Here is a 14,088-nt window from a genome sequence, read left to right as displayed (position 1 = left end):
CTGAATGCGGTAGTTGCACACGCAAGGACCGCATTCAGAGGACGAAATGCTAGATCGTCGGGACGCTTCGCAGGAGCTGCCGTAGTCCTTCGGCGTCCAGCAGATCCGCCGGGCGGACGGTCTTGTCGTGTTTCACATAGTGGAACGCCGCCCGCACCTTCTCCACGGGGATGTTCTTCAAGGCCGCCCACGCCAGCCGGTACGCCGCCAGCTGCACGGCCAGCGATTCGAGCCGGTCGGCTTCCGGGACGGCGCCGGTCTTCCAGTCGACGACGGTCCAGCCGCCGTCCGCGTCGGCGAACACGGCGTCCATGCGCCCGCGCACCGTCACGCCCACGACGTCCGCCGAGAACGGCACCTCGACCGCGTGCGGCACCCGATGCGCCCACTCGCTCTTCTCGAACGCGGCCTGCAACGCCTCCAGCTCGGTGTCGGGCGCCTCGTCGACGTCCGCCGCCCCCGGCAGGTCGTGGATCTCCAGCAGCTGCTCGCCGCCGAACCGCTGCTCCAGCCAGCCGTGGAACGCCGTGCCCCGCCGCGCGTAGGTGTTGGGGCGTACGGGAAGCGGCCGTCGCAGCCGTTTGGCCAGCTCGGCGGGGTCGGCCGACAGCTCGACCAGCTGACTCACCGAGAGATGCGGCGGCAGGACGACCTGCTGCACCCGGTCCCGCGCCCGTGCCCGCTCCTCCAGCAGCACCTTGGTATCGGAGATCCAGCCGTCCGGATCGTCCTCTTCCTCCTCCTCGGCGTGTTCGGCGTCCTCCATCGCCCCGAGCACCATGTCGACGCCGTTCGTGACGCCCTCGCGCCGCGGCCACAGCGGATCGACCGGCCATCGCGACCGGCGCGAGTCGGCGACCAGCGGGTTCTCGCCGTCGGTCTCGGGCTCGTCGGCCCAGTGCTCGATCCGGCCGACCGAGTTCGCCCGCATCACCTCGCCGATTTCCAGCAAGAATTCCGACGGGCCCTTCGGCCGCGCACTGCTCTCGTTCCACCAATGGCCGGAGATCAGCATGGTGTGCTCGGAACGGGTCAGCGCGACATAGCAAAGCCGCCGCTCCTCGTCCGCCTCACGCGCGACGAATCCCTCTTCGTGCAGTTCCAGCGCTTCCTGGACTTCCTTGCGGTCCGCGCCTTCGGGGATCCTCAGCTCCGGCAGGTCCTCCGAGTCGCCGCGCAGCGCGGCGGGCAACGAGGTCGACGTCCGCAGCCACGACGAAGAACGCCGCCGCCCCGGGAAGACCTCCTTGACCAGATGCGGGATCGCGACGATGCGCCATTCCAGCCCCTTGGCCGAGTGCACCGTCAGCACCTGGACCCGATCCGGGACCACCTCCACCTCACCGGGGGTGAGCCCGTCTTCCGCGTGCGCGGCCGTGTTCAGATAGTCCACAAAGGACAGCAGGGTGGCCGTCGGCGACGTCTCGGCGAAATCCGTGACGACGTCGGAGAAGGCGTCCAGGTGCGCGCGTCCGGCGGGGCCGGGACGGGCCAGGGACTCGACGTCGAGCAGCATCGTGCGTTCCACGTCGGCGACCAGTTCGGGCAGCGACTGGTCCAGCCGCCGTCGCAACGCCGAGAGCTCGGCGCCGATCCGCCGGATCCGCCGGTATCCCTCGGGCGAATAGCGTTCCGGCGTCCCGGGATCGTCGATGGCGTCGGCGAGCCCCGCCTGCTCGACCCGTTCGGTCACCAGGACCGGTTCGTCCACATCGGACTTCCCCGACGGCGGCACCGGCGACGAGAGCTCACCTGCCCGGCGCCACAAAGCCGCGAGGTCGGCCGCCGCGATCCGCCAGCGCGCCCCGGTCAGCAACCGGGCGGCCGCGCTGCCCGCGAGCGGGTCGGCGAGCACCCGCAACGTGCTCACCAGATCCGCGACCTCGGGTTCGTTGAGCAACCCTCCGAGACCGACGACCTCCACCGGGAGCCCGCGCGCCCGCATCTCCGCGGCGATCGGTGCCATGTCGGCACGACGGCGCACCAGCACCGCCGCGGTCGGCGGTTTTCCGGTCTCCTCCATGGTTTCGAACCAGCGTTTCGCCACCGCGTCGGCCACCCACTCGCGTTCGGCGCGGATGTCCGGCAGCAACGCGGCGGCGATGTCGGCGGTGCCCGCGCCTTCCAGCGCACGCAGCCGCGCGACACCGAGACCGCGTTCCCGCAGCGGTTCCGAAATCGCGTTCGCGAGTTCGAGCACCTCGGGCGGGTTGCGGAAACTGGTGAGCAGCCCGAAATCCAGGGCCGGGACGAGCCGTTCGCCGTTGTCACGCGGGAAGTCCGTGGTGAACCGGGGCAGGTTCGCCGCGCTCGCCCCGCGCCAGCCGTAGATGGCCTGCGCCGGGTCGCCCACCGCGGTCACCGGCATCGGCGGATGCTCGACCCCGCCGAACAACGAACGCAGCAGAATCCGCTGGGCGTGCCCGGTGTCCTGGTACTCGTCGAGCAGGACTGCGCCGTAACGCTCGCGTTCCCCCGCGACCACCGCCGGATAGCTGCTGGCGAGCTGCGCGGCCAGCGACATCTGGTCGGCGAAGTCGAGCGCGCCTTCCGCCCGTTTCCGCGCGTGGTACGCCTCGACCAGCGGCAGGAGCGCGAGACGGAACCGTTGCGCCGTCATGACTTCGGCCAGCTTCTGCGGCAGCGACGCGCGCTGCCCCTTCGCCCGCGGCGCGTTCTCGATGACCTCGCACAGCCAAGACGTGTACTGTGCCAGCCTTTCGGTCTCGACCAGATGCTCGCCGAGCTCCCCCGCGAGCGCCAGCAACTGCGCGGTCACCGTGGAGGGCACGCGATCGGTGTCGAGGTCGTTGTCCCAAGTGGACACGACCCGATGCGAGAACTGCCAGGAAGACGTCTCCGACAGCAGCCGAACGCCGGGCTGGACGGGCAGCCGCAGGCCGTGTTCGGACAGCAGCCGTCCGGCATACGCGTGATAGGTGAGCACCGTCGGTTCGCCCGCGGTCACCGTCGCGCGCAGGTCACCGGTCGGGTCGATCTTGTCGAGCAGGCCCGAGCCGACCAGGCGGCGCAACCGGGTGCGGACGCGATCGGCGAGCTGGCGGGCGGCCTTGCGGGTGAAGGTCAGGCCGAGCACGCGTTCCGGCGGGACGACACTGTTGGCCACCAGCCAGACGACGCGCGCGGCCATCGTCTCGGTCTTGCCCGCGCCCGCGCCGGCGACGACCAGCGACGGCTCGATGGGCGCGGCGATGACCTCGGCCTGCTCGTCGGTCGGGCTGTGCAGGCCGAGCGCGCGGGCGATCTCACCCGGTTCGACCTGGCGGCGCTGGAGTTCGGAGATCAAGGACCGGTCACCTGCCTGCCCTCGGGGCGCAGCGGACAGCAACCCCTTGCCGGGCAACGATCACAGTCCGGGTTCTCGGTGACGCCGTACTCCGGGCCCGCGGCCGAGCCCGCCGCCGAGCGCACCAGTTCAAGCCACTGTTTGCCGCCGTCCTCGTCCAACGGCGCCTGCTCGCGCTGAGTGGATCCGGTCTTGTTGTTGGACTTCGCGACGTAGACCAGCCGCGCGCCACCGGGTTTCGAACCGCCCTCGACCGCGCCGAGCAGCACGGCGAGCTGATACGCGGCCAGCTGCGGATGCTGTTCGGCGTCGGCGGCGGAGATCGGCACCTTGCCGGTCTTGATGTCGATGACGACCGGACGGCCGTCCTTGTCCATCTCCACGCGGTCGACGCGGCCGCGCAGAAGCACACGGACGTCGCTGGTGTCACTGTCGCCGACGGGCAGCTCGACCTCGATGTCCTGCTCCACACCGGCTTCGATGAGCTCCTTGCGGCTGGATTCCAGCCAGGAGATGAAGTTCCGCAGCATCTGTTCGACCCGCGACCGCTCGCGGCGCGAGAACCAGGGCGCCCCGGCGTCGACCCGCACCCAGGCCTCGTCGAGGGCCGCGCGGATCTGCTCGTCGCTGCTGCCGCCGGCGACCGCCTGCGCGAGCCCGTGCACCAGCGTCCCGGTGACCGCCGCGAGCTGTGCCGGGTCACTGCCGCCGTGGCGTTCGATCAGCCACCGCAGCGGGCATTTGACCAGAACCTCCACAGTGGACGGTGAGATGCGGATCAGGTCGCCCGGCCCGTGCACGGGTTCACCGGTCGAGGGTTCCAGCAGGCCGTACCAGGTGCCCGGATGCGCGCCCGGCACCCCGGCGGCGGCCAGTTTCGCGAGCTGACGAGCCGCCCGCTGCCGCCTTTCCGGATCGCTCGACTCGTCACAGACGACCTCGCGCAGCTCACCGACGAGTTCGGCCAGCACCAGCGAACGTCCCGCCGGTTTCATCCGCGAGTCGAGGCCGCCGTCGTCGGCGCCGTTCTCCTCCAGGTCGTCGATGAAGCGTGAGGGCTGCTCGTCCTCCCCCGCGACCGCGCTGACCAGCAGCGTTTTCCGCGCACGGCTCGCGGCGAGATAGAACAGCCGCCGCTCTTCGGCGAGGATCGGCGCGGTGGCGGACACCTTTTCGTCGTCGACGCCGGACATGAGGTCGACCAGCCGCTCGACACCGAGCACGGAACCGCGCAACCGCAGATCCGGCCAGCTGCCTTCCTGGACACCGGCGATCGACACGACCGTCCACTCGCGACCGGCGGACGCGTGCGCCGTGAGCAGCGAAACGCCCTCGCTCTTCATGGCTGCGGGGGCCAGCGTGTCACCCGCGATGTTCTGCGAGGACAGGTAGTCCGCGAACGAGGCGACACTCGCCTTCGGCAATCTGTCGACATAGCGACCGGCCGCGTCGAAGAGTGCGACGATCGCGTCGAGATCGCGGTCCGCTTGGGAGCCCAGCGATCCGCCACGATCGACCAACCGCAGCAAACGCTGTTCCAGACCGCTGGCCTGCCACAGATCCCACAGCACCTGCTCGACGCCGTCACCACGCACCACGGCCTGGTGCGCCGCGTGCAGCAGGCCGCCGATCCGGCGCATCGGCAACGCCTCGGCTTCGGCGAGACCGGTGAGGACATCGTTGGTACGCAAGGCTTCCACCAGCAGCTCGTCGCTCGACCGCTGCCCGCCGCCCGCGAGCTCCAGCCTGCGCAAACCGCGCCGCAGCCGCCGCAGGGCGAGCGGATCCGCGCCGCCCAAGGGCGAGGAGAGCAGCATCTCGGCGAGGTCGACGTCCAACAGTTCCGGATCCGCGGCGAGCCGCAGCATCGCCAGCAGAGGACGAACTGCGGGCTGCTTCGCGAGCGGCAGCTCCTCGGTGGCCGAACCGATGGGCACACCTGCCGCGCGCAGAGCACGTTGCAGAACAAGGAAAGTACGGGCGGGCGACCGGACGAGCACCGCCATCTCCGACCACGGCACGCCGTCGACGAGATGCGCGCGGCGCAGCTGATCGGCGATCCAGCTCGCCTCGGCGGCCGGGGTCGGCATCAGGCGGACACGGACGACACCGCCCGCGGCGTCCGGCGCGTCGACGAGCTTGCGCTGCGGTGACGAACCGGGCAGCACGGAACCGAGTTTCGTGACGGCCGTGCGGATCACCGGCGCGTGCCGATGCGCCGTGGTCAGCAGGACCGTGCGTTCGCCGTCCTCGTCCGCGTCGGCGAACAGGCGGGGATCCGCGCCGCGGAAGGAGAACACGGACTGGTCGGGGTCGCCCGCGACGACGAACTCGTCGGCCGCGTGCCCGATGAGCCGGACGAGCTGGGTCTGCAGCGGGTCGAGATGCTGTGCGTCGTCGACGAACAGGTGCCGGACGCGGCGCTGCTCGCGTTCACGCAGTTCGGGATCGTCCTCCAGCGCGAGCAGGGCGGAAGTGACGAGCTCCGCCGCGTCCAGCGCGGGCGCGCTCGCCACGCCGAGCGCGTTGCCGCCCGCGCCTTGCAGCAGGGTGACCTCTTCGTACTGGCTCCAGAAGCGCCCGGCCGCGATCCACTCCTCGCGGCCGCGGCGCCTGCCGAGCTCGACCAGATCCTCCGGGCCGAGCCCGCGTTCGGCGGCGCGGAGGAGGAGGTCTCGCAGCTCCTCGGCGAAACCGGGGACGCTCAGCGCGGGGCGCAGCTGCTCCGGCCAGTCGAGCGCGCCCTCCTCGAGGTCACCGGCGAGCAGATCGCGGACGACGACGTCCTGCTCCGCCCCGGCCAGCAGGCGGGGCGGCGGGAGGTCGTCGGCCTGCGCCTCCATCCGCAACAGCGCGTACGCGTACGAATGCACCGTGCGCACGAGCGGCTCGCGGATCGTGCGCGGCAGCGGGTCCTCTTCCGGATCGGTGGTGAGCCGATGCGTGATGTCGGCGCGCAGGACCTCGGCCGCCTTGCGCGAGGTGGTCAGGATGAGCACGCTCTCCGGGTTCGCGCCCTCCGCGATGCGCCGCGACGCCGCCGACGCCAGCAAGGCCGTCTTGCCCGTGCCGGGGCCGCCGAGGACCCTGCGGAACCCGTCCGGGGCGGCCAGCAGGCGGCGGGCGCCGGAATCCCACTGGAAGGACGGCGTGCCGGTGACCGGCGTGCGGACCAGCCGCGCGTCGGTTCCTGCCGCTGTTCGCCGCCCGTTCACGCCCACGATGGAACCACGCCCCGCCGACACAACCTCGCAGCGGCACGGCAAAGTGGTCCCATGGATGACGAACTGCACGAGCGGGTGCGCGAGGTCATCGCGAGCGTGCCCGCCGGCTCGGTCGCGACTTATGGGGATATAGCGTCGGTTTCGGGCGCGCCGTCGCCGCGGCTGGTCGGCCGGATCCTCGGCGAGGACGGCCAGGACCTGCCTTGGCACCGCATTCTGCGGGCCGACGGGACACCGGCTCCGCACCTGGTCGACGAACAACTGCAACGGCTACGGGCTGAGGGCGTCATGTCCGACGGACAGCGCGTCGACCTGCGGAAATACCGGTGGCAACGTGATCCCGCCGACGACGCTGGTTCTGGCGGCCTCTTTTAGGTTAGCCTCGCCTAATGAGTTACATCGAGGCGAAGGTGACCGGCGTCAGGCGGCTCACCCCGCATATGAGCAGGGTGACCTTCTCGGGGGCGTCGCTGGTGGACCAGGCGCCCGACCAGTACCTGAAGGTGTTCTTCCCGCAGCCCGGCCAGGCGGAACCCGTGCTGCCCGCGCCGCTGACCGGCGACGAAGTGCTTTCCTGGTACCGGACCTACCTCGCGATGCCCGACGACGTCCGCCCGCCGATGCGCACGTACACCGTGCGCGCGCTGCGGCCGTCCGTGCAGGAGGTCGACATCGACTTCGTGCTGCACGGCGACGAAGGCCCCGCCTCCGCGTGGGCTTCGCGCGCCTCCGAGGGTGACAGGGTCGCTTTCCTCGGGCCGCACGGGCTCTACGACGTGCCTTCGGAGACGAACTGGCAGCTGCTGATCGGCGACGAGACCGCGATCCCGGCGATCGGCGCGATCGTCGAGGCGCTGCCCGCCGGAACGCGAGCGCTGGTCTACATCGAGATCAGTGATCGCGAAGACCGGCAGGTCTTCGAAACCCAGGGAACCGTGGAGCTGCACTGGGTGGTGCGGGGTTCCGGCGACGTCGGCTCGGCGGTTCTGGAGGCCGTGCGGAAGGCGGAGTTGCCGGGTGGGACGGCCTACGCGTGGATCTCCGGCGAGGCGAACATGGTGAAGCTGGTGCGGCGGCACCTCGTGCGGGAGCGCGGGATCGACAAGCGGGCGATCTGCTTCACGGGGTACTGGCGGCAGGGGGTCAGCGAAGAGGCTGCTGGGCGTGAGGCGATGCGGCAGGCGGAGGCTGGAGAGGCTCCTGCCGAGGAGGACTGAGCGCTTCTCGCGTTGTGTCATGAAAGGGTCGTTCAGGACGTTTTGTGTCCTGAACGACCCTTTCATGACATGGGCATGCCCTGAAGGCCACCTTTGGGACGTTGAACGTCGTGAAGGGCCCCTTTGAGACATCAGCACCCGCGCCAGCAGGGTGCTGACCTGCAAAAAGGGAGCAAGGGACCTTTGCTACCACTTACGTAGCCATGCTAACCAAGCGATAGCAAAGGTCCCTTGCTCCCTCCGCGGAAGTCCGTGAAAGCCTCCTTACCTACCCTCAAGGTAGTGAAGGAGGCCTTCACGGATCTCTGATTCCATCGAGGGCCACCCGACGGGCCGCAAGACCTCAGTGCGGCACCCAAAGCGTCACCCGAGTCCCCCGCCCCGGCTGCGAATCGATCGTCCCCCGCCCGCCGACCTCCGCCAGCCTCGCCATGATCGACTGGCTGATCCCGAAGCCCGGCGGCCGGTCCAGCATGCTGAAACCGGTCCCCTGATCCCGCGCGATGACCGCGACGCCGCCTTCGCACTCCTCGACGCGAAGCACGACCTGTTTCGTCCCGGCGTGCTTCACGGTGTTTCGGAGCGCTTCGCGGACGGCGTCACGGATGGCGGTCCGGCGCGCGTGCGAGAGGCGGTAGTCCTCTTCGGTCTCGGCGGCGACCAGCTGGGTGCGGAGGCCGTCGCGCGCCATTTCGGTGGCGACCTCGGCGAGGTCCGCCGCGAGGCCCCGGGCCGAGGGCGCATCGGGGCCGGTCAGTTCGCGCCGGAGTTCGGCCGCTTGCGCCCGCGCCGTCGCGCGCATCTCCGCGAGCCGTTCCGCGGCCGCGGAATCGTCGTCCGGCGCTTCGAGCCCCATCGCTTCCAGCGTCTGCAACACGGAATCGTGCATCACCCGCTGGGTCCGCAGACGTTCGGCGCGCTGCCCCCGGCGCATCCCGATGCCCAGCGCGAACCGGGTCCCGACACCGAGCAGGATCAGGATCCCGGCCGTGGTCACCATCGCCACGACGAGCGCGACCATGCACCCCACCGACCGGCTCATCGCGAGCGGATGGTCGAGCGGCAGCCCGCCGACCCACGTCAGGAAGGCCCGGAACGGCACGGCCGCGATCAGCAGCAGACAAGCGGCGGGCAAGCCGAACGACAGCGTCCACAACGCCACCGTCCCGACCATCCACGTCCACGCGACATCGATGGCGAACGGCTGGATCTCAGTGGGCGCCGCGGCGGCCACGATCGTCGTGAGCACCACGCCCACGGCGAGATCCGCGTACATCAACCGCCCGGATGTCTTCGCCCGGATCCCGCGGCCGCGCACCACCCACCACACCGCGAAGACGTTGAGCAGCATCCCGATGATCGTCGTGCTCAGCACCGGCACGATCCCCGCCGAGCCGTTCGCGACCAGGAAACCGATGTACACCTTCGGAAACGCGGCCACGCGGTAGAAGATCGGGCCGAGCGCGGAATAGCGGATCGCGCGCGTCAGCAGCGTGTCCGCGGAGTCCTCGCGATAGCGCCAGTCCGGCACCGAATCCGGGTCGGGTGCTTCGTCGGCCGGGCTGGCCGACAGGACCGAAGAGCCCTTTCGCAACATCGCGCGCACGAACGTGACCGATTGAGACTCGGACATCCGCCGCCCTCCCCGCGTCCGATGTGTCGAGCCTGGCAAAGCGGACTTCCCGCGTCAAGACGGCCGAATGCGCAGTTCCGCGACGAGAAGTTTGACCAGCGCGCCGAGCCGCTGACGTTCGGGCTGCACGGTCGGCACCCCGGCGGCTTCCAACGGCGCCGCGGTCACCGGCCCGACGCACGCGCACAGCACCGGACCTCGCAGTGCGGCAAGGAGTTCTTCGCGACGCGGGCCCGCCAGGGTGAGCAGGTTCGCCGCCGCCGGCGCGGAAGTGAAGGCCAGAGCGTGCACACGTCCGGCGATCACGCTTTCGACGAGTTCGTGCACAGGTGCGACGTCCGCGGGCGAAAGCCAGCGATAGGGCTGCGCCTGGACGACGTCCGCGCCCGCGTCCCGCAGCGACGCGGTGAGTTCGGGGAGCAGGGTGCCGTGCAACTGGACCGCGACCCGTTCGCCGTGAACCCCGGCGTCACGCAATCCTTCGAACAGTTCGGCGTTGCTCTCCTCGGGCGCGGAAAACTCCTCCCGGAGGCCGAACCCACGCACCGCGCCCACCGCCTTCGGCCCGCGCGCGAAGACCCGCGACGCCGCCAGCCGTTCCAACAACGGCTCGCGCAGTCCCCAGCCTTCGGCCGCCGAAAGCCAGCCGCGGAATCCGGCGCCGGTGGTGACGGCGGTGAACCCGACCGGCCCGGCCAGCACGGCGTCCGTCGCCGCGCGCAGTTCGGTGTCGTCGGGCAGCGGGACGATCCGGATGGTGGGCGCGTGCAGCACCGTCGCGCCCTGCCGGGTCAGCGCGCCGATGAAGTCGTCGGCCCGCCGCTCCGCGGTGATCCCGATCGTGATGCCGTCCAGGTCAGCCATAAACCGCGCCCATCTTCCTGATCTCCTCCGCCAGCCGCTCGCGCAGCTCCGGCGGTTCGAGCACTTCGAGGTTCCCGCCGAACCGCAGTAGTTCGCCGACGGCCGATTCTCCCGGTTCCACGGGCAGTTCCATCGTCAGCCAGCCGTTTTCGTCGGGCACCGCGGGTGTTTCCCGCAACGCCCGGGAACCGACGGCCCCGAGGTAGAACGGCAGCAGTATGCGGGCGAACTCGTTCAGCCGCACCACCGCCGTCCGTGAGTACATCCGCTTTTCGAACTGCTCCGACCATTCGTGCCAGTAGTGCGCCAGGTCGAAGTCCGACGGCCGCTCGAAGGTCTCGCCCAGATCTTCGAGCTCTTCGATGCGGGAGATCCGGTACGTCCGGTCGGTCCCGTCGCACCGCGCCGCGAGATACCAGTTGCCCGCCTTGAGGATCAGGCCCAGCGGGTCGAGCACGCGATCGACCTTCCGCTGCCCCCAGCGTTCGTACCGGACCTTGATCCGCCGCCCGTGCCAGACGGCGTCGGCCAATTCGGACAGTCGCGGCAGGCTTCGATCCCGCGATGCCAGCCGGGGACGTCCAGGTGGAACCGCTCGGAGATCTTGCCCGCCCCGGCACGCAGCTCCGACGGCATGGCCGCGTGCAGTTTGAGCTGCGCGGCGGCGAGGACCGCGCCGAGCCCGAGTTCGGTGGCCGCGCCGGGCAGCCCCGCCAGCGAAAGCGATTGCGCCTCCTCCTCGGTCAGCCCGGTCAGCCGCGTGCGATAGCCGTCGACCAGCTGATAGCCGCCCGTGCGCCCGCGATCGGCGTACACCGGCACGCCGGCCGCGGACAGCGCCTCGACGTCGCGGTACACCGTCCGGACCGACACCTCCAGCTCGGTCGCCAGCTCCTCGGCCGTCATCCGGCCGCGGTTCTGCAGCAGGAGGAGGACCGACAGGAGTCTGCTCGCGCGCATGAATCCAGTATCCCCGAAAACCTGACACATCCTGACAGGTATGGCTGACAGGGTGAACCCATGAACACGTTCGCCATGAAGAACTGGGAAGAATCCGTCGTCAGCGGCACGGAGGGCGCGCCGCGAGTCGCCTACGCGCACGCAACGCTCACCTACAGCGGGCAGATCGAAGGCGAGTCGGTCCTCGACTACCTGCTGTACTACGCGGGCGAAGGCTACGACGGCGGCGACACGACCTCTCCCGGCCTCGAACGGATCGAAGGCAGCGTGGACGGACGTAAGGGAAGCTTCGTGATCAAGCACGACACCGGGTTCGACGCGCAGGGCATCTCGTCGGCGTTCGAGATCGTCAAGGGCTCCGGAACGGGTGAACTCGCCGGGATCACCGGCAGCGGCACCACGACGGGCGCCCTCGGCGAGCCGACGATGTCGTACACGCTCGAATACGCGCTTTAGGGAGAAAAAGTGCTCGACGTCGATCGCAAACAGGTGCTGGCATACCGGATCGCCGCGCACGGTCTGCACCGCGAGGAGACGGATCCGGCCGCGGCGGCCGTATTCGACCTCGGGCTGCAGGATTCCGTGCGGGACACCGCCCTGCTGGGCCTCGCCGCCCGGATCGACGGAGATATCACGCCCGGCGTCTGGGACGACGACCGTTTCGTGCTCGCGTGGACGCATCGCGGCGCGCCGCACTTCCACCGCCGCGCGGAACTGGACGCGATCCGGGCCGCCCTCGTGCCTCTCGACGAGAAGGACGCGATGGCCCGGATCCTCTGGCAGCGCAAGCAGGTCGACGACGCGGGCATGTCCGCGACGGACGCGTTGTTCACCGCGGCGAAGGCGATCCGCGAGGTCGTCACCGGCGTCCAGACCAAGGGCGCGGTGAGCGGCGCGGTCACGAAACTGATCCCCGAGGGCCTCTCGTACGCCTGCCGCGGCTGCGGTGTCGTGCACGTCTACGAGCAGTTGATGCGGGTCGCGTCGATCCACGCCGGGGTCCGGCTGGAGCCGGGCGCGACCCCGGCGACGTTGGCACCACTGGAAAAGCGAGGCAGGCTCAAGACGTCGCCCGACGCCAAGGCGGCCACCCGCGTCGTCGAGGGTTACCTGCGGATCAACGGTCCCGCCGCTCCCGGGGACGCCGCCGCCTACGTCGGGACCACCCGCACCGGAGTCGACGCGATGTGGCCGGACGGCCTGGCCGAGATCCGCGTCGACGGCAAGAAGGCATTCCTGCCGGAAGACCGGCTGGCACTGCTGGAGAACCCGCCGGAGCCGGACGTGGTGCGCCTGCTGCCGCCGCTCGACCCGTTCGTCCAGGCGCGCGACCGCGCCGTGCTGGTACCGGACAAAGCCCGGCAGAAGGAGGTCTGGAAGATCCTCGGCAGCCCCGGCGCGCTGCTGGCCGACGGCGAGATCTCCGGTGTGTGGCGGGCCAAGGCGAGCGGGAAGAAGCGGCTCGACTTCACCGTCACCGCGTTCGACGCCCTCCGCCCGGCCGTCCGGAAGGCGGCCGAAGAGGAGGCGGCCCGCGTCGCCGCCGCCAGGGAGTTCCCCGGCTTCCGCGTCGCCTGGGCTTGAAGGCGGTCCGATCGGTCCCGTTCCGGGTGCCCAAGAGGTAGGCCATCGCGCAACCGCTTGCCGCGGGAGGACACGGCGGCGACCGTCGAGGACATGAGCACACAGACGGAACCCCGGACGACGGCGAGCGGCTGGGCGGCCACCGGCGACCTGCCCTGGGCACGCCAATGGGACGGCATGAACGAAGGTCCGGTCCTGCTGCCGGACGGCCGTGTCCTCGCCGCGGGCGGTGGCAACAACCGCGGTGCGGTGACATACGCCGACGCCGCGCTCTATGACCCGGGCAGTGGCCAGTGGACGGTCACCGGCTCGCTCGCGACCAGCCGCCGCCTGCATTCGCTGACCGTCCTGCCGGACGGCAAGGTGCTGGCGGCGGGCGGTTTCCACGGTCATCCGTCCACTTCGCCCAACATCCTCACCTCCGCGGAGGTCTTCGACCCGGCGACCGGGACCTGGAGCCCGACCGGCTCGATGCACACCGCCCGCTGCAACCATCACGCGATCGCGCTGGCCGACGGCCGGGTGCTCGTGATGGGCGGCGGGAGCGAACGGCCGCCGATCGACTCTCTGGTGATCGCGGCGGCGGAGATCTACGACCCGGCGACGGGCACCTGGACCGAGACCGCGCCGATGATCCACGCCAGGGCGGCGTTCCCCGCGGTGCTGCTGCCGGACGGCAAGGTGCTCGTCGCGGCGGGCCTCGTCGAAACCGGCGGCGACCTCGTCGGCCTGACCTTCTGCGAGATCTACGATCCGGTCGCGGGAACGTGGAGCCCCACCACGCCGATCGGCACCCCGGTCCCGCTCGAAACGGGACGGCCGCGCGTCGGCGCGCAGATGGTCATGCTCGCCGACGGGACCGTGCTGCTCACCGGCGGTCACACCGGCGGGCCGCAGAACTGGAACTACCCGCCATTCAGCCTCGGCGAATCCGAACGCTACGACCCGGCCACCGGGAAATGGACCGACGCGGCGGCGATGAGGATCCCGCGCGACGAATTCCGCCTGATCCGCTTGGACTCCGGCAAGGTGCTGGCCATCGGCGGCCTCGAATACGGCGGGTACGACGCCGGCTACCAGAACTCCGAGATCTTCGACCCCGCGACCGGGCAATGGGGTCCCCTGCTCGGACTCACCATCGGCAGGGCGAAGTTCGGCGCGGTCAAACTCGCCGACGGCCGCGTCCTCATCGCGGGCGGCGCCGTCGTGCTGGCCAACGCCGGTCCGGACGGCAACCACGTCCTCATCACCAAAACCGACCTCTTCACCCCGTGACCCACCCCCCGCATTTCGTCCTCT

The 14,088-nt window shown here is 70.4% G+C and carries 9 protein-coding genes and 1 pseudogene; 5 read left to right on the top strand and 5 right to left on the bottom strand.

Going from position 1 to position 14,088, the window contains the following annotated elements; genetic code table 11:
- Nucleotides 1–49: 49 nt before the first annotated feature.
- Nucleotides 50–3,307 carry an ATP-dependent helicase gene (locus tag DMC61_RS25075; RefSeq protein ID WP_125691652.1) on the bottom strand — a complete coding sequence of 1,086 codons (3,258 nt, stop codon included), beginning with the start codon at nt 3,305–3,307 and terminating at the stop codon, nt 50–52.
- Nucleotides 3,304–6,528, bottom strand: coding sequence for an ATP-dependent DNA helicase (locus DMC61_RS25070; protein ID WP_199750094.1), 3,225 nt, complete (start codon nt 6,526–6,528; stop codon nt 3,304–3,306). The genes DMC61_RS25075 and DMC61_RS25070 overlap by 4 nt, the downstream gene beginning before the upstream one ends.
- A 54-nt stretch (nt 6,529–6,582) precedes the next feature.
- Between DMC61_RS25070 and DMC61_RS25065 the strand changes: the two genes are divergently transcribed.
- On the top strand, nt 6,583–6,906 hold the full coding sequence (locus DMC61_RS25065) for an MGMT family protein (protein ID WP_072028744.1): 324 nt from the start codon (nt 6,583–6,585) through the stop codon (nt 6,904–6,906).
- Between the two features lie 14 nt (nt 6,907–6,920).
- On the top strand, nt 6,921–7,748 hold the full coding sequence (locus DMC61_RS25060) for a siderophore-interacting protein (RefSeq protein WP_125691650.1): 828 nt from the start codon (nt 6,921–6,923) through the stop codon (nt 7,746–7,748).
- Nucleotides 7,749–8,091: 343 nt separating this feature from the next.
- Here DMC61_RS25060 and DMC61_RS25055 read toward each other — a convergent pair whose 3' ends face one another.
- The 3 genes and pseudogenes from DMC61_RS25055 to DMC61_RS25045 form a co-directional block, all read right to left on the bottom strand.
- Nucleotides 8,092–9,381 (bottom strand): sensor histidine kinase, encoded by a 1,290-nt coding sequence (locus tag DMC61_RS25055; protein WP_125691648.1) that lies wholly within the window; start codon nt 9,379–9,381, stop codon nt 8,092–8,094.
- 54 nt (nt 9,382–9,435) lie between these two features.
- Nucleotides 9,436–10,245 (bottom strand): uroporphyrinogen-III synthase, encoded by an 810-nt coding sequence (locus tag DMC61_RS25050; protein WP_125691646.1) that lies wholly within the window; start codon nt 10,243–10,245, stop codon nt 9,436–9,438.
- Nucleotides 10,238–11,205, bottom strand: a pseudogene (locus DMC61_RS25045) (helix-turn-helix transcriptional regulator). The gene DMC61_RS25050 and the pseudogene DMC61_RS25045 overlap by 8 nt, the downstream one beginning before the upstream one ends.
- Nucleotides 11,206–11,265: 60 nt before the next feature.
- Here DMC61_RS25045 and DMC61_RS25040 point away from each other — a divergent pair.
- The 3 genes from DMC61_RS25040 to DMC61_RS25030 all read left to right on the top strand — a co-directional run bounded on the left by DMC61_RS25040 (nt 11,266) and on the right by DMC61_RS25030 (nt 14,064).
- Nucleotides 11,266–11,661 carry a DUF3224 domain-containing protein gene (locus DMC61_RS25040; protein WP_125691644.1) on the top strand — a complete coding sequence of 132 codons (396 nt, stop codon included), beginning with the start codon at nt 11,266–11,268 and terminating at the stop codon, nt 11,659–11,661.
- A 9-nt stretch (nt 11,662–11,670) separates the two neighbouring features.
- Complete coding sequence (locus tag DMC61_RS25035) at nt 11,671–12,789, top strand: DNA glycosylase AlkZ-like family protein (RefSeq protein WP_125691642.1); 1,119 nt, start codon at nt 11,671–11,673, stop codon at nt 12,787–12,789.
- Between the two features lie 93 nt (nt 12,790–12,882).
- Entirely contained in the window at nt 12,883–14,064 is a 1,182-nt protein-coding gene (locus DMC61_RS25030) for a kelch repeat-containing protein (RefSeq protein ID WP_233594932.1), read from the top strand.
- Nucleotides 14,065–14,088 lie beyond the last annotated feature (24 nt).

The organism is Amycolatopsis sp. WAC 04169, assembly GCF_003947535.1.
Classification (GTDB): Bacteria; Actinomycetota; Actinomycetes; order Mycobacteriales; family Pseudonocardiaceae; genus Amycolatopsis; species Amycolatopsis keratiniphila.
The sequence above is the reverse complement of the archived record's forward strand: the minus strand, read 5'-3'. Positions and strand labels throughout refer to the sequence as shown.